Annotated in this window: 22 protein-coding genes; 16 read left to right on the forward strand and 6 right to left on the reverse strand. The window is 39.1% G+C overall.

The window, feature by feature from the left end; genetic code table 11:
- The first annotated feature begins 445 nt into the window (after positions 1–445).
- Positions 446–823, forward strand: coding sequence for a Gp49 family protein (locus V7659_RS15810; RefSeq protein ID WP_335540810.1), 378 nt, complete (start codon positions 446–448; stop codon positions 821–823).
- 311 nt (positions 824–1,134) lie between these two features.
- A complete protein-coding gene (locus V7659_RS15815) occupies positions 1,135–1,962 on the forward strand; it encodes a DUF2935 domain-containing protein (RefSeq protein ID WP_335540811.1) in 828 nt (275 codons plus the stop codon).
- 28 nt (positions 1,963–1,990) lie between these two features.
- On the opposite strand, the gene V7659_RS15820 is transcribed toward V7659_RS15815, so the two are convergent.
- The 3 genes from V7659_RS15820 to V7659_RS15830 all read right to left on the reverse strand — a co-directional run bounded on the left by V7659_RS15820 (position 1,991) and on the right by V7659_RS15830 (position 5,002).
- Positions 1,991–2,908 (reverse strand): DMT family transporter, encoded by a 918-nt coding sequence (locus V7659_RS15820; RefSeq protein WP_335540812.1) that lies wholly within the window; start codon positions 2,906–2,908, stop codon positions 1,991–1,993.
- Positions 2,909–3,116: 208 nt separating this feature from the next.
- Positions 3,117–3,848 carry a GTP cyclohydrolase II gene (locus tag V7659_RS15825; RefSeq protein WP_335540813.1) on the reverse strand — a complete coding sequence of 244 codons (732 nt, stop codon included), beginning with the start codon at positions 3,846–3,848 and terminating at the stop codon, positions 3,117–3,119.
- A gap of 53 nt (positions 3,849–3,901) precedes the next feature.
- Positions 3,902–5,002, reverse strand: a complete 1,101-nt coding sequence (locus V7659_RS15830) for an FAD-dependent monooxygenase (protein ID WP_335540814.1) — start codon at positions 5,000–5,002, stop codon at positions 3,902–3,904.
- Between the two features lie 198 nt (positions 5,003–5,200).
- Between V7659_RS15830 and V7659_RS15835 the strand changes: the two genes are divergently transcribed.
- A complete protein-coding gene (locus V7659_RS15835; RefSeq protein WP_335540815.1) occupies positions 5,201–5,515 on the forward strand; it encodes a winged helix-turn-helix transcriptional regulator in 315 nt (104 codons plus the stop codon).
- 77 nt (positions 5,516–5,592) lie between these two features.
- Here the strand turns inward: V7659_RS15835 and V7659_RS15840 are convergent, their stop codons facing one another.
- Positions 5,593–5,745, reverse strand: coding sequence for a hypothetical protein (locus V7659_RS15840; RefSeq protein ID WP_335540816.1), 153 nt, complete (start codon positions 5,743–5,745; stop codon positions 5,593–5,595).
- 189 nt (positions 5,746–5,934) lie between these two features.
- On the opposite strand from V7659_RS15840, the gene V7659_RS15845 reads away from it, so the two are divergent.
- From V7659_RS15845 to V7659_RS15900, 12 genes are all read left to right on the forward strand, one after another.
- Entirely contained in the window at positions 5,935–6,057 is a 123-nt protein-coding gene (locus V7659_RS15845) for a hypothetical protein (RefSeq protein WP_257148591.1), read from the forward strand.
- Between the two features lie 147 nt (positions 6,058–6,204).
- Positions 6,205–6,630 (forward strand): DMT family transporter, encoded by a 426-nt coding sequence (locus V7659_RS15850; protein WP_335540817.1) that lies wholly within the window; start codon positions 6,205–6,207, stop codon positions 6,628–6,630.
- Between the two features lie 38 nt (positions 6,631–6,668).
- Entirely contained in the window at positions 6,669–7,364 is a 696-nt protein-coding gene (locus V7659_RS15855; protein ID WP_335540818.1) for a Crp/Fnr family transcriptional regulator, read from the forward strand.
- A 35-nt stretch (positions 7,365–7,399) separates the two neighbouring features.
- Entirely contained in the window at positions 7,400–7,912 is a 513-nt protein-coding gene (locus V7659_RS15860) for a DMT family transporter (RefSeq protein ID WP_335540819.1), read from the forward strand.
- Between the two features lie 267 nt (positions 7,913–8,179).
- Positions 8,180–9,355: a DUF1835 domain-containing protein gene (locus V7659_RS15865; RefSeq protein ID WP_335540820.1), complete on the forward strand. Its 1,176-nt coding sequence runs from the start codon at positions 8,180–8,182 to the stop codon at positions 9,353–9,355.
- Between the two features lie 288 nt (positions 9,356–9,643).
- Entirely contained in the window at positions 9,644–10,432 is a 789-nt protein-coding gene (ssuC, locus tag V7659_RS15870; protein WP_335540821.1) for an aliphatic sulfonate ABC transporter permease SsuC, read from the forward strand.
- A gap of 243 nt (positions 10,433–10,675) precedes the next feature.
- Positions 10,676–11,449 (forward strand): ATP-binding cassette domain-containing protein, encoded by a 774-nt coding sequence (locus V7659_RS15875; protein WP_335540822.1) that lies wholly within the window; start codon positions 10,676–10,678, stop codon positions 11,447–11,449.
- A gap of 47 nt (positions 11,450–11,496) precedes the next feature.
- Entirely contained in the window at positions 11,497–13,119 is a 1,623-nt protein-coding gene (locus V7659_RS15880) for an FAD-binding protein (protein WP_335540823.1), read from the forward strand.
- On the forward strand, positions 13,116–13,457 hold the full coding sequence (locus V7659_RS15885) for a 4Fe-4S dicluster domain-containing protein (RefSeq protein WP_335540824.1): 342 nt from the start codon (positions 13,116–13,118) through the stop codon (positions 13,455–13,457). Before V7659_RS15880 ends, V7659_RS15885 begins: the two co-directional genes overlap by 4 nt.
- Before the next feature lie 22 nt (positions 13,458–13,479).
- Complete coding sequence (locus V7659_RS15890) at positions 13,480–14,493, forward strand: ABC transporter substrate-binding protein (protein WP_335540825.1); 1,014 nt, start codon at positions 13,480–13,482, stop codon at positions 14,491–14,493.
- 42 nt (positions 14,494–14,535) lie between these two features.
- Positions 14,536–14,736, forward strand: coding sequence for a Fur-regulated basic protein FbpA (gene fbpA / locus V7659_RS15895; RefSeq protein ID WP_335540826.1), 201 nt, complete (start codon positions 14,536–14,538; stop codon positions 14,734–14,736).
- A 135-nt stretch (positions 14,737–14,871) separates the two neighbouring features.
- Positions 14,872–15,570, forward strand: coding sequence for a hypothetical protein (locus V7659_RS15900; protein WP_335540827.1), 699 nt, complete (start codon positions 14,872–14,874; stop codon positions 15,568–15,570).
- Between the two features lie 43 nt (positions 15,571–15,613).
- Here V7659_RS15900 and V7659_RS15905 read toward each other — a convergent pair whose 3' ends face one another.
- Positions 15,614–16,813, reverse strand: coding sequence for a CynX/NimT family MFS transporter (locus V7659_RS15905; RefSeq protein WP_335540828.1), 1,200 nt, complete (start codon positions 16,811–16,813; stop codon positions 15,614–15,616).
- Between the two features lie 222 nt (positions 16,814–17,035).
- Between V7659_RS15905 and V7659_RS15910 the strand changes: the two genes are divergently transcribed.
- Positions 17,036–17,269 carry a YiaA/YiaB family inner membrane protein gene (locus V7659_RS15910; RefSeq protein WP_335540830.1) on the forward strand — a complete coding sequence of 78 codons (234 nt, stop codon included), beginning with the start codon at positions 17,036–17,038 and terminating at the stop codon, positions 17,267–17,269.
- 55 nt (positions 17,270–17,324) lie between these two features.
- Here the strand turns inward: V7659_RS15910 and V7659_RS15915 are convergent, their stop codons facing one another.
- A complete protein-coding gene (locus V7659_RS15915; protein ID WP_335540829.1) occupies positions 17,325–18,227 on the reverse strand; it encodes a DMT family transporter in 903 nt (300 codons plus the stop codon).
- Between the last annotated feature and the right edge of the window lie 128 nt (positions 18,228–18,355).

Raw genomic sequence — 18,355 nt, forward strand, 5'->3', positions numbered from 1 at the left:
GGCATGGGCATGGGCGGTTTCCCAGGCATGGGCATGGGCGGTTCCCCAGGCATGAGCATGGGCATGGGTGGTTTTTAGAACGGATTTTCCCAAGTATTCTATTACATCGATCTATAATACTTTAGTAATATTAAAATATTGATATCAATAAGAGGTTATCACTTAACCCTAGATATACCCCGAAGAGGCGTTTGCAAGTATTTCAGACGCTTCTTTTCAATTTCTAAAATTATTTAAGAAATCGGCAATGATTTAGGTAAAGATTGAGCTTACTCTACTTGCTAGAAGTTCACTCAATCATTGAAAATTAAAATTTGATTAAATTTAAAGTACCTTTATATTTTAGAAGGAATTTTTAAAAGAAAACGAAAATATATAAAATAATACAACCTCTGTTCAAGCTGAGTTTTGTCTATTAATAAATAATGTAAAGGGAGTGCGGAGAATGGTAAATATGTTCATAGATAGTATTTGTCCAAAATGCGGAGAGATCAATCAAGTGGAGCATAAGGGGGAAAAAATTCTTATTGTAACTTGTAGGAACCACCATATGTATGACCATATCATCATCCCGTATTCTCGAACACACCCTATTAAGGATGAAAAACGTATAAAATTAGAAGAAATGCTCTTAGAGAAAAAGTTCCATCGAATGAGTGATAAATCAACCATTTGTCTTCTCATTTTTAACAATGGGTATGAAATTGAAGGGCGTTCCACTGTTCGAGATGTTGCAGATTTTCGTACAGTGGTTGGTAAGGATAAAGCCTATGAACAAGCTTTGAAGAAAGCAATGGTGGCGTTGGGTGCATTCTTAGTCTAAAAGTGTATTACTCTTTCTGCAAAAAAGTAGTATAAGGTTGGCGAAATCAATCGTTTGATTATCTATATTCAAAAAGAACTCTGATGACAATTCAATTGTTGTAAAGAGTTCTTTTTTTATTGAGATTCGGGTGTTTACAAGGAGTTTCAAAAAACATACTGCTATAAACAGCATTTTTTAATTGCCAAATACAACAATGGTGTAAAATAATCCCCAAAGCTTATGAACTATTAATTTTCCATTATGAAAATATTCTTTCATAGACCTCTAACCCATATATATATATATATGGGATAGAGGGGGGAGAGCAAATGCAAAGAAATGTGATTTCTTTATGGGATGAACAATTATTTTGGTTAGAAGTTTTACAAGATCATGCCTATTTTGTGAGAGACAATCTTTCTGTTAGCGAAACTGAATATGTTAACACCGCGCAACAGTATATTAATTTATTTGGGGATTTGATTGCATCATTAAACAACATTCCAAGTTCGGTTAATTATACAGATGAAGCCATGATTTATTTTTCCCAGAGGGTATGGCCTGTCGCAAAAGGATATTTCGAATTTGAAGGGAAACTACAGGCGCTTAGAATCGATAATAAGGTGAATTTAAATTTATCACCAACCTACCTGAACGGAACGTTAGCAGAAAATCAAGAATATCTGCGATTTTTAAGTCTGTTGGTGTATGGAAAGGAGCCTGTACCGCTTCCATTAGAAGATCTGATGGATTTATGGCTTGAGGATCAACTGGGTCACGCCGTTCTTTTTAAGAATATCATTGATCCTATTGAAATCATGGCCAGCACTCAAGCGGAAATGTATATCAACAAATATCAAGCATTTATGGTTCAAAATCATCATTTGAGGGGTTATTTGCGGTTCAAAGAGCCAGGATTCGCCCGTCAAACTGAATTTGCTAATGAAGTGGGAAAAACAACCCTAGAAATGAGCCAGTTTGTCTACGATATGGTGATTAAATATAAGGAAAATAAATTACTTAATAAAACTACCTTACGATTTTTAGAGCATCATTTTCCAGAAACTTGTTATTTTATAAAAAAGCTAAGCTTCTACGCTCCCAATTTACAGGTAGCTGCAAGTAAATGCTCTTTAAAAAGACCATCTTATTACTAAAAAAGGGGCCATCATGACGGCCCCCTTGCTATTCTTGTAACACCGATGTACTTTCTAATGTAGCTGACTTCATTTGAGTTTTAGGCCATTTTATGTTCGCTGCAACAATACCGCCTAAAATGAGGACAACACCAAGCCATTGTGACAAGTTAACATTCTCGGCTAGAACCATAGCGGACAAGATCACAGCAATCGGTAGCTCAGAGGCTGTCAAGATGGTTCCAAGGCTTGGTCCGACATGCTTCATTCCTATAGAAAATAAAAGCGGTGGCAAGGCGACGCCAAGTAATCCTAGGAACAATCCAAAAGGAGCTACTCCAATCATTACGGGTAAATGAAGTAAATTTGTTGGCTGAAAAACCAATAAAACTGTGATTAATCCGCCAGTGGACATGAGTGCACTTTTCTGTACTGGCGGTGTATCCTCTCCCACAGAACTGCTGAGAAAGATGAAAGCGGTATATGAAATTGCAGAAAGCAGTCCCCACGCTGTTCCTTTCAAGGATAGTTCTACGCCGCCACCGGTAATAATACCGGCAGCAAGAATAGAGCCAATGATTAGAATCCCAATCGAAACCATTTTCCCCGTGTTAGGTATTTTTTTATAAATAATCCATTCAATAAAAGTGCCAATCCATACAAATTGAAATAAAAAGATAATCGCAAGTGAAGCATCAAGGGTTTGCAAGGACTGATAATAAAACACGCCCGTTAACCCAACAGGAATTCCTGCTAAGAGTAATTTACCTATGTTCGGAAGCGTAAGTTTTTTCTTTTTCGAAAAAAGAGCGACGATCCAGATGAGCAACGTCCCAAGTATAAACTGGCTTCCTGTAACTTCTTTTACAGTAAACCCAGCTGAGTAAGCAAGCTTAACAAAGGTCGATAATACACCGTAACAGCATCCTCCTAAAAAAACAATCAATGCATAATGCCAAGTTTTCATATTTTCTACCCCTTTTAGATTTTTTTGATCTCTTGGTCCAGTTTCCAAACAACAAAAAAGCCACACAGCTCTCACGTGAGAACTGTGTGGCGAAAATAGAGATATCCTCTAGAAAAGTCCACAAACAAATGAATTTTGTTATTTGATTTGCCTCTGTTACTTTAAAACAATTGTCATGAAATGTCAATAACTTTGAGTATTTATTCTTCTACGCCATATGGCCAGATTTTTTTACTTTTGTTTGTAGGTATTTTTCATTGTACTCGGAGATGTCCCCCCAAAGAGGAGTTCGTCCAGAGACAGGCGCACCTGCTGCTTTTAGGGCTTTAAGCTTTTTCGGATTGTTCGTGATGAGGGTGACAGGTTTGGTTCGTAGTGCTTTAAGCACTTCAATGGCATCCTCGTAATTCCGTGAATCATCTTGAAAACCAAGTCCTTCATTTGCCTCGACTGTATCATAGCCATTTTCTTGCAGAATATAGGCCATTGCCTTGCTAAATAAGCCTATTCCTCGGCCTTCATGGTTGGCTAAATAAAATAACGCTCCTGCTCCATGCTCGGCAATCATTTTCATCGATTGTTTCAGTTGAAAACCACAATCACAGCGCTTGCTTCCAAAAATATCTCCAGTATGACAAATCGAATGCATTCTGATTAGTGCATCCTCTCCATATTCAAAATCCCCATAAACGAGGACGCTGGACTGTTGAAATTCAGCTAAATTTGCTGAACTTAATTGATCAATGACTTGCTGGAAATCTTCTGTCACATTTTCACTCTTCAGCCAGCTGTACCACTTAAATTCAACCGTTTCCCCGTATAAATTGACCGGAAGCTTGATCGGTCCTACTAGATAAATCGCTTCATCACCTTTTTTAACTAATTTTATTTTATCCTCTAAAAAAGCGAGAGTATCTGCTTTTAATTGAATTTGTTCCACTATGAATTCCCCCAATCTATATTTTCATAGATTTATTCCGACTCCAATTTCTGCTAAGAAAGGACAGGTACGGCAAAATTATCCCGATAGGTTTTCTCTTTCTCCCGTTGCTGCTGTTGTAGCTTTTCTGTATGATCCCGTCGTTCATGTTCGAATCTTTTTAATTGTGCCGCACTATGGCTCTGTTTGTCGAGTGCTTCGCTCAGCACATCGGCTAATACATCTGCATCTAATAGGGAACAATTGATCCCAAATGCACCAGTTGGGCTCATCGTATGTGAGGCATCGCCCATGATCACCAATCCGTCCTTTACCCATGTTGGAGAATATGAACTTTGCACTTTTAATAAAATAAAATCGTCCCATGACTGGATCTGTGTACGGATGGTTTCGGTTAACTCTGGAAATGCCTCTGTCACTTGTTTGATAAAAGGTTCACATGATTGCTTTTTTAATGACGGATAAGAATCCTCTTCAATGTTCCAGCCTATTTGGATGAAACCGCCTGCCTGAGTAAACAAAGCCAGTTGATTTCCATTCACCAAAGCGTTTTTAATAGTTGGCTCCCAATTGGCTGGGCTTTGAATTTTCGCCCATAACAAATCGTATCCATGTGTTTTCTTTGTAAATGGCATCTCAGCCAGTTTCCTTACTGTTGAGAACCTTCCATCAGCACCAACAACAATCTTGCTGTTTATCGTTACTTCTTGCTCGCCATTTATTGCTTTTAAACCAGTTACACACCCCGTATCATTAAACATTAAATCCGTCACCTTTGTCCCCATCATCAGTTTGAAATTCTGATAAGGTTCAGATGCCTGAATTAACACGCTTAACAAATTCTTTTGCGGGACATGGATGCCGACATGCTGCTCCCCAGCACCAGGTGTAATGGTCTTTAGTACATTTCCGTCCTGCCAATATTCCACTCGTTCCATTAATAACAATCCAGCAGCTTCTACTTGGTCATAAAGACCATATTTTTTTAATACTCGTTCTCCGTCCTGATTGAGATGTTCACCACGGAATTCCTTGTCAATCCCTTTGTGGCGTTCGAGTACGATTGTTGAAATTCCTTTTTTCGCAAGCAAATATCCTAGTAAAGCGCCGCCGGGACCTGCACCTACAATGCAAACATCTGCCTCAAGGTTCATGTTTGAAAACCACCTTATTCTATATGATGTATTGACGAACCATAATTGGTTAAAGTAGAATATTAATAGTTAATAATTATTCGTTAGTTAGTTACTTTATGTAAGTAATTATATTTTTAAAACTCGATTGTGTCAAATAAATTTATTTTGCAAGGTAATTATGTTGTTTATTGCAAAGGCAAAGAGGGGGGAAGGTCAATGGATGAATCAGTCATTTGTCCTCGATTTGAAAAAGCGATGGGGATGTTAAGCCAGCGTTGGACAGGATTAGTTATTTATCAACTGCTATCAGGTCCAAAACGATTCTGCAGCATGGAATCTTCTATGGGGATCAGCGGAAGAGTCCTTTCCGAGCGGCTCAAGGACTTAGAAGGTCAGGGGATTGTGAAACGAGAGGTGTTTCCGGAAACACCCGTCCGGATTGAGTATTCTCTTACAGAAAAGGGACTCTCTTTAAAACCGATCGTGGAAGAACTTGAAAAATGGTCACAAACCTGGCTGACAGTGGAATAAATGATTTTTAGGCAACCTAGGCCAAGGTTGCCTATTTTTTTGCTGTAAAAAGAAGCAACCAAGTCCGGCAGCTTCTTCTATTCTTTTTGGTTTGTTGTTTTTGATTGCATTTTTGTTTCCTCTATAGCCTCAGCAAATTCCTCTTTCATTGTGTCGAGACTTTCTTCGGTTCTAGTATCCCAGATACTGTATTTAATTTTATTAGGTATGTTATTTTTATCCTTATGCATTAACACAATCACCTCCATTCCATATCGTCTCAATAAAAAGTGGAACTATACGGTAAGAGGCAAAAGAAAAATCGTGAATCCAATCGCATAGCCCGCAAAAAAGTTAGCAAACTAAAATGGTGGATGCTGATTATGCAGTTGTCCTCCTTTAAGAAAAGCGTAAGGAAACACTTCAAGGGTGGTGAAGGAATGGCTAAAAATAAGAATAACCAATTGAAGAACAATAAAAATGCTCAACCAAATGATCAAGAATTTGCAGGAGAAAATGGACTTGAAAAAGTAGTAAGACAAGCCCAAAAAAAGCCAAAATAAGTATGGACAATTAAAGATCGTCATCTGGCGGTCTTTTTATGTTAGGTCTTTAATACAATTTTAACAGTTGAGGACATATGTCCTATTCAAACAAGCTAGAGATACCTTTTAATATAGACAGAAATAAAAATTAGGGGAGAAGAGAGCATGAAGGGAATTATCTTTGCATTTTTAGGCGGGGCATTTATTACCCTGCAAGGAATTGCTAATACAAGTATTAGTAAAGATATAGGCACATGGCAAGCAGCAACCATTACCCAGTTTACGGGATTTGTAATGGCTTTTATAATTTTAATGTTCGTTCGGGACGCTAAATGGCAAGGCTTCAAACAAGTGAAACCATTATATTTGATGGGTGGCGCCTTTGCAGCGATTGTCATCTTCAGTAATGTCAGATCCATTGAGGAAATCGGTGTAACACTTAGTATATCGGCCATCCTGATTTCACAGTTAACATTAACTTTTATTATCGATAGTAGCGGATGGTTCGGCCTGGAAAAGCAGAAGATGAAACTGCCACAGTTTATTGGTATCGGGATGATGATCGCTGGTGTAGTCATCTTAAGGTCTTAAGACAAGCATGTTGAAGATGAAAACAGAGGTGAAACCGAGTGAGGGAACAAAAGGATCAGGAGCAATTGCTCGCATATATCCAAACATACCAACTAGATTCGATATTTCATGAACCATTGATTCCGCATTTGTCGTTGTACAGCTTTGACCAAGGGGAATTAATCTGTTCCCAAGGTGAAACTTCGCAGTATTTATATGTCCTTGTTAAGGGAAAGGTCAAAATCTATATCAGTTCATCAGAAGGTAAAACACTCATTCTTTCTTTTAAGAAACCAATTGAAGTGATCGGGGATATTGAGTATGTTCGCGGCATTGATATTATTAACACAGTGGAGGCCGTATCACCGGTTTGGATGATAGGGATTCATCATCGCTGGTTGAAGAAATATGGAAGTGACCACGCGCCATTCCTGCAATTTTTATTAGATATTATCACGAAGAAGTTTCAGTTAAAAAACAATTCAATGACCTTTAATATTATGTATCCAGTCGAAGTCCGTTTGGCTAGTTACCTATTGTCGGTTTCCCCTGATGAAACTGATGAGCATGATAAAGACCAACTTAGTATCAGCATTAAGGATGCGGCCAATTTAATAGGAACGAGTTATCGTCATTTAAATCGAGTCATCACACAATTTTGTGAAGAGGGCCTGATTGAACGGAATCGAGGTTCCATTTTAGTTAAGGACAGGAATGGATTGAAAGACCTCGCAGGCGATAATATTTACGAATAACTTTGAAAAAAATCAACACAAGGGAGAGAAAACGGATGATTCTAGGATTATTATTTGCAATTATTGCCGGTTCACTGGTAGCCTTGCAAAATATTTTCAATAGTAAGGTCAATGAACGGGCGGGGTCATGGCCAACGACTACCCTAGTATTAGGGATGGGTTTCCTTGCTTCACTAACGTTCGGCCTCATCTTTGAGGGAGGAAAGTTATTCCACTTGGAAAATATGAAAACGTGGTACTGGTTTAGCGGTATGATCGGAGTAGGAGTGGTTGTTTGTCTCGTTCAAGGAATTAAGAGGCTCGGACCAACTTACGCCATTGCGATCGCGTTAACATCACAGTTGTTGTTTGCTTTACTCGGGGACTCATTAGGCTGGTTAGGTCTCAATAAAGTTCCATTTACTCTCAATCAGTTGATTGGCGTGCTGGTCATCGTCGGCGGGATTATCGTATTTAAATTTGGCGGCAGCACTGAGGGCCAGAAAGTGTTTGCTTGGCCATTTGCGAAGGGGAATAAAGTGTCTGAATTTCAACAGAGGGAAAGCTAACTGTTCAGAGAACTGTACTTGAAATTGATCTCTTTAATATGTAATTTCATACCGATCTAAAAAGCAGAATGATTAATCATCATTCTGCTTTTTATGCTAATACATCTATCTTTTTCCGATAAAAAAGGGGTTTTAAGTAGGTTAATTGAAATCTAGAGAGGGGGGCTGTATTTTTTAGTTAGCACTTCTGGATTCGCTGATATATCAGATGAACTCACTAATAAAGTGTGATTTTAGATCCTTTTATGACTTTTAAGAAGATTGAACATGGTTAATTATAACATCCTTTATAAAAACAGCCTTTTAATTCAAATGAAGGGACGGGACCGGATGAAATCAAGAGAGAATTATCCATATCTTTATTTTTTCACGGAGCCAAATATCGTTTTTGTTTATAAGATAGAAGGCGAAGAATACGTAACGGTATCTGATTTATCGGAGCAGGGAGGATGGGAAACGTATGAGCTCCATCATGCGGATGAATTTGAGAGCTTTAATCATGAGGCGAATCTCCCCCTTATTGGCCGAGGTTATTTTGTCCGCCAGGACGATATCAACTTCATGGCGGGAAAAATTAATCGTCTAATTCAAAGTCAGCGACAAAAAAAATCCTATTCATATAAGGAAAAGGGTGCGGTCCATCTTGTATCATCCCAATCAACCGCTGGAGCATTAAGATTTGGGTTAGATCGACCAAAAACGGTGATTGGTTTTCACGATTTTTTCTCAATTGGGCCATTATGGAAGTTGGATCAAAAGATAGGGCAAGACTTTCGTCACGAATGGTTGAATGAGAATATAAATGCAGAGCAGGATGAGTATGAATTCGAAAATAATTTTTCCAAGACTCTGTTAGAAATAGAGGATATTCCTGAGTTTGTACCCATTTTTATTTGGACTGCCAATAATGGAAATGAACAAACGGGTCTCCGTTTTATGCTTCATTTTTTAAGAGAGAAAGATAATGACATTTTTTTGATCAATACGACAGAATTCCATCGTCAATCGATCGACTATAAGGACGAGAAGCTCTACTCCAGTATGCTTCATCCCCAGGAATTAAAACTACTTCTAGAACAAGCACTCTCGGCTCAGCCTTTATCGTATCAAGAGCGAAATCAATTCCAAAAAGAATGGCAACATCTAGCTCAATCGAAGGAGGTCCTTCGTTTATGGAAGAATGGACGAGTTACCTGTGTGCCCGAAGATTATTTTGATGCACTCATCTTAAAGACAATTGATCATTTGCATAAAGAGCAGCAAAACAAAGATTTTATTAGGACTGGAAAAGTGATTGCTGAAACGATGCAGCAGATGGACGAACTGGTGGGTGATTTTTATATTGAATACCGAATTCGGCACTTAATCTATAACGGATTCCTTGAACTAAAAGGGATCCCTCGATCAATGCGGCATTACCGTGTAAAATTACGTGAAAAATAGATCCGAGATTAAAATTATAAATTTTCAAATAATTCATTGACAGAATCAATCGGTGGATGTTAATATCCTATTAAGTAATCAGATGAGTATTGTCGGAATTAAAACAATCAATCAACATGCTATAAACTAGTTAAAAAAAGAATAATCGTTACCAGACAACTGGAGACACAAATTACTGTGTCTCCTTTTTGTTTTAAAAAATTCATACACTAGTCTACTATTCGGATAGAGACTTCTCGTAAACAATGAGAAGTCTCTTTTTTTATACAAACTAAAGGGGCTGATTTAATGAAACGATTAAAAAATTCGATTGGTCAACAGTGGTCAACATGGGTGGTCCCGATCCTTGTCCTAGTTACCTGGCAAGTGTTAGGACAAATCGGGCTAATTGGCCAAGATATTTTACCCACACCGCTTGAAGTTTTACAGGCATTCATTCAATTAAGTAAGGAAGGTGTTTTATGGGAGAACATGGGAGTAAGTGCTAAAAGGGCATTAATTGGATTTATAATCGGCGGCAGCATTGGTTTTATCCTTGGCATGGTAAATGGGTTATCAAGAACTTCAGAAAGACTTTTAGATAGTTCGATTCAAATGGTTAGAACCATTCCTCACCTAGCCCTCATCCCGATCGTTATTCTGTGGTTTGGGATTGGCGAATCATCCAAATTGTTTCTAGTCGCACTTGGTGTGGCGTTTCCGATCTATCTTAATACTTTTCATGGAATCAAATCTGTTGATAAGGGGCTCATTGAAATGGGGAAAGTGTATGGCCTTCAATCGCTCCATTTAATTGTTATGGTGATACTACCAGGCGCATTGCCATCCATTTTGGTAGGTCTCCGCTATGCCCTAGGGATCATGTGGTTGTCACTCATTGTGGCTGAAACAATCTCAGCAGACTCAGGGATTGGCTATATGGCAATGAATGCAAGAGAGTTTATGCATATGGATATCGTCGTTGTCAGCATCTTACTCTATGCCATACTTGGGAAGCTCTCCGATTCTGCTGCAAAGTTTTTGGAGCGGCAATGGCTGCAATGGCACCCCAATTATAATCGTGTGAAAAATAGTTAAGGTTACTATTTCTCGTTAAAAGATTGGTTGATTTTGAATTCGCTCATTAATACACTCAATTCGCTCATTGATGCTAATAATTCGCTCATTAGACCCCAGAATTCGCTCATAAAACTCAAAAATTAGCTCATTAAAGAGAAAAGTCGATAAAAATTTAAAATATAGAGTGTAATTTTACACAATTATCGGTGTAACAACAATATTTACGAAAAAGCATTTATAAAGAAAGTGAGAGTGAACAAATTGGCCCAAAACCAGAATGGATTAAGCTTGGAACTCATAAATGTTGAAAAGTCATTTGGTAAAAACAAGATATTGAAAGAGGTGAATCTTTCTATCAAATCAGGTGAGTTTGTAGCCATTGTGGGAAAAAGCGGATGCGGAAAAAGTACCTTACTTAGACTAATCGCTGGACTAGAACCCGTTAGTACTGGACTAGTCCGTACAGATGAAGAGGTCGTGAAACGAAATCATGCCGACTCAAGAATCATGTTTCAGGACGCACGCTTACTGCCATGGAAGAAGGTTCTGACCAATGTTCAGATTGGAACGAAATCTCGGTCTAAAGAAGAAGCAAAAGCAGCTTTGTCGTTAGTAGGGCTAAAACATCGGGCTGACGAATGGCCAATTGTACTCTCGGGAGGTCAGCGGCAGCGAATTGCGTTAGCCCGAGCTTTAGCGGGGGAACCAAGGTTGTTGCTGCTGGATGAACCACTTGGTGCACTAGATGCATTAACCAGAATCGAAATGCAGCAATTGATAGAAAAGTTGTGGTTAGAACAAAAGTTTACGGCCATTCTGGTTACCCATGATGTGAGTGAGGCTGTTTCCTTAGCTGACCGGGTCCTTTTGATAGAAGAGGGAGAAGTAACGATGAATATTTCGATTACACTCGACCGTCCACGCATAAAGGATAGCAAATTTGTCTATTTTGAGAGGCTCATTCTTGACCGTGTCATGGGAGGAAAAGCGTCTCACTTACAGGAACCGTTGCCGAAAAAAGTTCGTACCATCTGATGCTTGGGGATTTCAAAATTATTAGCTATTAAAGGAGGTTCGTATTCATGAGTAAACACTTAGAATTACAACAAAAGGGTGAACGCGAAGTAGAAACGGATGTATTAGTAATTGGTGGTGGACCATCAGGGACATGGGCAGCCATAAATGCAGCCTCCAAGGGAGCAAGGGTCATTCTCGTTGATAAAGGATATTGTGGAACAAGTGGCGCGACGGCACCTTCGGGGACAGGAGTTTGGTATGTGAATCCAACCCCGGAGGAGCAAGAAAAGGCAATGAAAAGCAGGGAAGCACTTGGGGGATATTTACAGGATCGAAATTGGATGAAAAACGTATTGAACCGAACGTATAGCAATATCCACCAGTTAGATACATGGGGATATCCTTTCCCACTTGATGATAACGGATATAAGCATCGGAGGAGTTTGCAGGGGCCAGATTATATGCGGTTGATGCGGAAACAGGTGAAAAAAGCAGGGGTGAAAGTTTGGGATCATAGCCCTGCACTTGAACTTCTGGCAGATGAATACGGTGTGGGAGGGGCAGCCGGGGTTTTTAGTGAAACAGGTGAACGCTGGAAAGTAAAGGCTGGAGCCGTTGTTATCGCCTCTGGAGGATGTGCCTTTCTAAGCAGGGCATTGGGGACCAATGTTTTAACCGGTGATGGCTATTTACTTGCCGCAGAAGCAGGGGCCAATCTGTCTGGAATGGAATTTTCAAATGCCTATGCCATTGCTCCGGCATTTTCATCGGTAACAAAAACAGCATTGTATACATGGGCAACATTTTACTATCAGGATGGTTCAGTCATTGAAGGAGCTGGTTCCCAAAGAGGTCGTTCCGTGATCGCGAAGACACTGCAAACACAGCCCGTGTATGCAAGGCTCGATAAAGCAGATGAAGAAATGCAGAAATGGATGCGAAAAGCACAGCCAAATTTCTTCGTTCCTTTTGACAGGTTGAGTATTAATCCATTCACGGACCGATTTCCAGTAACCTTAAGATTAGAAGGAACGGTTCGTGGGACGGGCGGCATCCATCTTATCAATGAGAATTGTGAGACAAAAGTGCCAGGATTATATGCGGCTGGAGATGCGGCGACACGAGAATTTATTTGCGGTGGATTTACGGGTGGAGGAAGTCATAATGCTGCTTGGGCAATGTCATCGGGTTCTTGGGCCGGTGAAGCGGCAGGTGAGTATGCACTAAAGCTAGGTTCAAATGCCGCGAAACGAAATGTAAATGGGATATCTACTACACCGATCGCAGCGGGGTGGAGCAAATCAAACAAAAAAGGTTCGGTATTATATGAAGTTACGGAAAGCGTCAAAGCGGAAGTAACTCCTACTGAAATTAACTTATTTAGAACCGAAAAAACGCTCCAGTCGTCTTTACAGCGACTTGACCTAATTTGGGAGGAACTTCGTTTAGGCCTCCTAGCAAACGAGCCGAATGTTGTGAGAGTAAGAGAAGCTGCTGCTATGACGGCTACAGCTCGATGGATGTATTCTTCGGCTATAGAGCGGAGGGAGACACGAGGGATGCATAAACGGTTAGATTATAAGGAACAAGACTCTAGTTTCCATTATCGAATTCTTACCGGGGGATTGGATGAGATTTGGGTCAAACCTGATAAACCTTTGCCTCAACAGGAAGGAGTGAGAAGATGATTGAATTTATTAGTGCATCAAAATGTGTAAGCTGTGGTTTATGTGTTTCCGTTTGTCCAACTGGGGTATTTGATCAGGAAAAAGGGAAAGTTCCTGTGATTGCTCGTAAAGATGATTGCCAAACTTGCTTTATGTGTGAAGTGTATTGCCCTGTAGATGCCATGTATGTTTCTCCAAATGTAGATGAAGTGACAGTAAATGAAGAAGAACTGATACAAAGCGGGGTATTGGGAAGTTATCGAAGAGAAATTGGCTGGGGAAAAGGTCAGAACCCAAGCGCCGCTTCAGATGCTTCTTATAAAATGTTTCAAATGATGAGTAAATTACCAGGACATTAATGATCCAGTAGGAGGATTTTTCATGAGTATTAGCAATGATCGAAAACCATTATTAAGAGGCTTAGTAGGCTTCCTGTTGGCAACTGTTATTTTAATAGTAGTTGCAGGGTGCTCAAACAACGCTTCTTCAACCACCTCAAAGGGATCTAATAAATCCCAGTCGTCGACCTTACGGATTGGTTATATTGGATCAACGAAAGGTAATATTCCAACAGGAGTAGATGGCTGGGGGATTCAACATCAAATTCTTCAGGAAAAGTTGAAAAAAATAGGTGTGGAAAAATTTGAATTTCATGCTTTTCCTAATGGTCCGCCGTTAAATGAAGCGATTGCTGCAGGAGAATTAGATATTGGTATTTTAGGAGATACCCCTGCAATTGTCGGAAGATCGAATGGGCTGAAAACACGTTTGATTAACCAAGCGGCCATTAACAGCAATGTCTGGTTAATTACTCCTAAAAACGGGGTGAAGACCATCGAAGATTTAAAAGGGAAGACAGTTGCAACCCAGTTAGGATCCTACATGTATCGCTACCTAACCGGGGTACTTAAAGAAAAGGGCTTAGATAAGGATGTGAAGATTGTCAGCATGCTTTCTAGTGATGCGGAAGCAGCATTAGAGCGAAATGACATTGCAGCTTATGCGTTTCCGACAAACTCTGGTCCGTTGATCAAGTCGAAAGGATATCCAGTCATTGATGAGGCAAAGGATCATCCGGAGTTACTAGGAAGCACGGTCACTGTTATTACTGAGGATTATCTAGCGGAAAATCCAGAATTTTTATCGATTTGGAACGACGTCCGTAAACAATCATTAGCAGATTTATTAAAGAAACCGGAGGATTTTTATCAATTTCAATCGGAGCAAGTTGGTTATCCAGTCGAAGTCATGAAAGATTCCTTGCCCCTTAATAATTTGAAATCCGAAGCATTGTCCACTGAAGGACTCAAGTTGTTGAATGGTACGAAAACCTTTCTAGTGGAAGGGAAATTTGCGAAAAAGGACTTTGATTTGAATGATTGGATTGCTAAGTAACTCTTATCAAACACAAACAAACTGTCAAAGGGAGAGGATGGTATGGAGAATATCCTTCGGAATGCTGTGGAACAAAGAAGGAAAACATTAATAAATATATTGCTTACCTTTAAAATATACGAAAATGAGGAACAGCTTTTGAAGTTATCTTTAACGGAATTAGAAAATGAATACAAACGATTAAAGTCGAATAGTCATCCTCATAGTGATACCGGGTCGATTCAATGGAAGAAGAAAATATGAAACTATGGCGCACAGTGATTGTCACTGTGCGTTTACTATTCAGTCTTTTGGTAAACATCAAGCGTTCTCTTGCTTCCATCATAAAAAGTGGTTAATCTTGAGATAAATACGAGGATGTGTTGTGGAGGCATTTTTATGAGGTTACTTAAAGCAGTCATTCTGCGAGTTCTTGCAATTATTGCGCTATTCCTATTATCGATTGGGATTTTTATATTACTATCATTTATTCAAGAAACCGTATTTGTACCGAAAGATTATATCATTTGGATTTTTAAACGACCCTATTCCGGTTTAGTTATAGTTTATGAGATATATCTTATGTGTTTGTTTTTCTACGTGTTCTATAAAGATTTGAGGGATACCTGGAGAAACGGGCGGCTTTTTAAAAAGTATAGAAAACCAGTCATTACTGCTTTTATTACTTTTAATATCGTTTTACTATATACGATTACTTCCGCTGTTGCAGTAGTAACCAAGGAAAAGGTTATTAATTATTCGTTTTTTTCTCCACAGGGCAGGGAGTATAGCTACAACGATATCGTTAAGATTAATACTGGAGTTTATAGGACGGGGCGACCTTCTCTATTTAAACAATCAAAAGGTGAATTCTTTTACATAATAGAACTAAATGACGGGACAAAGATTGATTTGACTGAAGTGGGCGGGGTAAATAATGATGAAGACGAACGGTTTGTCATAGAAAAGCTAGATAAACAACTAGTCAACATGGATATTCCGAAAGAATCTAGCATGAAAAACTTTGAATACACTAAGAAGGACTTAGCTAAGATATACACAGATAAAATACGTAACATATTGGAAAATACAAAATGACCTTTAATATAAAAAGAGGAACAACGCCGCTCGTTGTTCCTCTTTAGACATATTGATCCCGTCCCGACATCATACCGAATAGCATTACAACGAAGGATATAATGATTAATGTAATAAGTGGAATGGTCCACATATGGGTGAAATCATACAAAAATCCAATAAACAAGGGACCTACTGCTGCTAGGATATAACCCGTTGATTGTGCCATCCCAGATAAATCGGCAGCCTCGCCGGCACTCTTAGAGCGGAGCCCTATATAACTTAGAGCCAGCGGAAAAGTTCCTCCCAAGGCAACACCAATAAAAATAATACTTATGATGATAATGGGATAGGATGAGCCCAACAGTAATCCTCCATAACCAATGATAGAGCACATGCTTAACACGAAAGAAATCCATATTTGGGAGCGATAACGTCCTGCAATCATAGGGATGAAGAAACTAGCTGGTAAGCCGACAATTTGGCTAAATGACAAGAGCCAGCCCGCTGTTTCCATACTCAATCCATGGCTATGTAAGATTTCAGGCAGCCAAGAAATCGTTACATAAAATAAAAAAGATTGAAATCCCATAAATATAGCGATTTGCCAAGCAAGCGGCGAGCGCCAGATATTGTTCGAGCTCGGAGTGACTTTTCTGATCTCTTTTTGATCTCCATGATTAAATTTAGAAAGGAATATCCACACCAATATCGCTGCGACAGCTGGAATCCCCCAGACGTTTAAGGCGCCCTTCCACCCAAGGTTCATCCCCACTGCTAAAGGAACACTAACTCCTGATGCTAACGAGGCAACTAATCCCATGGATGTTGAATAAACACTTGTCATCAGCCCAAATTGGTCTGGAAATTTGTCCTTTGCAATCGCTGGTAATAGAACATTTCCAATCGCGATCCCGACCCCGATAAACAAAGTCCCTGTGAAAAGGAAAACAGCCATGGGAATGGACCGAATCAAAATGCCGATTAATAATGAGGACAAACCTGCTAATAAAGCCAATTCATTGGTTATACGATTAGCAAGCTTCGGGACAATCGGTGACATGATGGCAAATACAATTAAAGGCAAACTCATTAATAAGCCTGCGCTCCAATGGGCTAGTCCCACATCTTTCTGGATCATTCCAACTAGCGGTCCTAATGAGGTTATAGCAGGGCGCAAATTAAAGGCTACTAGTACAATCCCAATAATGAGCCAAATGATGTAAGTCGATTTCGAATAGGTATTTGATTTTAGTAACTCCACTACTTAAACCTCCACTGTAAAACAAACTTTTTAAAGTATACCATATGGTGTTAGAGAATTTCACACTACTGACACTGGCTTGATTTTTTAATGTGGAAATAGTTTACTTATCATCCTGTTTCTTCATATAATAAAGTTACTTCGTATATTGTCTTAAAAATTATATATAGAAATTTAGGGGAAGCCAACTTGTATCCACAAAAACACAAAAGAAGAAATACGATGGCATTCACGTTTTTATCGTATTTTACACTTTTTGCAGGAGTTTTGTTATTTGCCGTTGGTATGTACAACGCTGACCTGGAATTGAATGAAAAAGGATATTATATTGCCGTCATGCTTTTGGTTATTGTCGGGTCCATTCTTACTCAAAAAGTAATTAGGGACAATTCTGAGGATGATGAAATAATTGCTGAGCAACAGCGCAGATTAGAGAGAAATGAATTAGCAAATTAAAATGGAGTCTTAAAGATTTGAAGAAAAGTAGGGTTAAAAAAGGGTCAGCCTTCCATTACGGTGAAGTAGTGGGAGTCTGACCTTTTTTGGAGATTTTTAATTCTAGCTTTTCGCTCAAGAAAGTGGAGCCTAAGACAAGGGCACCGCCTATCATTTGAATTAGAGTCATGCCTTCGTTTAGGAAAATCGCTGCAATGATGACAGCTGAAATCGGGTCGATATAGCTGAGAACGGCAATCGTTTGTCCTTTCAGTTCTTGGAGAGAAGTAAAATATAAAAAATAAGCAAAACCAGTATGTACAATCCCTAGAATCAAGATAAAAATAATTGAAGTTGAGTCTAAACCACCCAGGTTTAAATTACCCTGCCAGAGTACATAAGGAAACAGAACCAGAGCTCCTGCCATTAATTGCACTAACGTTGTTTCAAAACCTGATAAATTTTTGATGAATTTGTTCATTAAGACGACACTTGCATAAAATGCTGCCGCTAAAAGACCATAGAAAATTCCCAATGTATGATTCTGTGATCCGCTTGTGCCGCTAGCACCAGGATTAACGATTAAAAACAGACCAATCATTGCCGCTGCGATGCAAATAATCTTCACGCTCGTCAATTTTTCCTTTAGAATCCAAGGTGCTAATATCATCACAAAGATCGGCGCGAAGTAATAGCTAATCGTGGCATTGGATATCGTCGTATAGCGATAGGACTCAAACAGAAAAATCCAATTCAAGCCAATCGCTGCCCCTGATAATAGTAGCAGAAGTGCATTTTCTTTTAATGCTTGATAAGATGGCTTATGTTTGACAAGGAAACTAGCAATCAGCAAAAACAGACTTCCGATGACACCTCGTAAGAAGGCAATTTCACTTGAAGATAGGTCAATCTTTTTTACAAAAACCCCGATGCTTCCAAAAATGAGCATCGTCAAAATAAGCCTCATTTTTCCTTTCATGTAGATCCCCCCTCGTCCTTAATCGAATATTTCTTTTTGCTCAACTGCTGTTTTAGCAGGGGACACTTCTTATTATGTTATAAACTGGAATTACTTAAAAATCAATAATTTATATCTACATCTTAAGC

It is taken from the genome of Neobacillus drentensis (assembly GCF_036966985.1).
GTDB lineage: Bacteria > Bacillota > Bacilli > Bacillales > Cytobacillaceae > Neobacillus > Neobacillus drentensis_E.

Bases quoted from the DNA above. Each gene is read 5' to 3' on its own strand.
- V7659_RS15810 (WP_335540810.1), top strand. From the start codon at position 446: ATGGTAAATATGTTCATAGATAGTATTTGTCCAAAATGCGGAGAGATC.
- V7659_RS15815 (WP_335540811.1), top strand. From the start codon at position 1,135: ATGCAAAGAAATGTGATTTCTTTATGGGATGAACAATTATTTTGGTTA.
- V7659_RS15820 (WP_335540812.1), bottom strand. From the start codon at position 2,908: ATGAAAACTTGGCATTATGCATTGATTGTTTTTTTAGGAGGATGCTGT.
- V7659_RS15830 (WP_335540814.1), bottom strand. From the start codon at position 5,002: ATGAACCTTGAGGCAGATGTTTGCATTGTAGGTGCAGGTCCCGGCGGC.
- V7659_RS15835 (WP_335540815.1), top strand. From the start codon at position 5,201: ATGGATGAATCAGTCATTTGTCCTCGATTTGAAAAAGCGATGGGGATG.
- V7659_RS15840 (WP_335540816.1), bottom strand. From the start codon at position 5,745: ATGCATAAGGATAAAAATAACATACCTAATAAAATTAAATACAGTATC.
- V7659_RS15845 (WP_257148591.1), top strand. From the start codon at position 5,935: ATGGCTAAAAATAAGAATAACCAATTGAAGAACAATAAAAATGCTCAA.
- V7659_RS15850 (WP_335540817.1), top strand. From the start codon at position 6,205: ATGAAGGGAATTATCTTTGCATTTTTAGGCGGGGCATTTATTACCCTG.
- V7659_RS15860 (WP_335540819.1), top strand. From the start codon at position 7,400: ATGATTCTAGGATTATTATTTGCAATTATTGCCGGTTCACTGGTAGCC.
- V7659_RS15865 (WP_335540820.1), top strand. From the start codon at position 8,180: ATGGTTAATTATAACATCCTTTATAAAAACAGCCTTTTAATTCAAATG.
- ssuC (WP_335540821.1), top strand. From the start codon at position 9,644: ATGAAACGATTAAAAAATTCGATTGGTCAACAGTGGTCAACATGGGTG.
- V7659_RS15880 (WP_335540823.1), top strand. From the start codon at position 11,497: ATGAGTAAACACTTAGAATTACAACAAAAGGGTGAACGCGAAGTAGAA.
- V7659_RS15885 (WP_335540824.1), top strand. From the start codon at position 13,116: ATGATTGAATTTATTAGTGCATCAAAATGTGTAAGCTGTGGTTTATGT.
- V7659_RS15890 (WP_335540825.1), top strand. From the start codon at position 13,480: ATGAGTATTAGCAATGATCGAAAACCATTATTAAGAGGCTTAGTAGGC.
- fbpA (WP_335540826.1), top strand. From the start codon at position 14,536: ATGGAGAATATCCTTCGGAATGCTGTGGAACAAAGAAGGAAAACATTA.
- V7659_RS15900 (WP_335540827.1), top strand. From the start codon at position 14,872: ATGAGGTTACTTAAAGCAGTCATTCTGCGAGTTCTTGCAATTATTGCG.
- V7659_RS15910 (WP_335540830.1), top strand. From the start codon at position 17,036: ATGGCATTCACGTTTTTATCGTATTTTACACTTTTTGCAGGAGTTTTG.
- V7659_RS15915 (WP_335540829.1), bottom strand. From the start codon at position 18,227: ATGAAAGGAAAAATGAGGCTTATTTTGACGATGCTCATTTTTGGAAGC.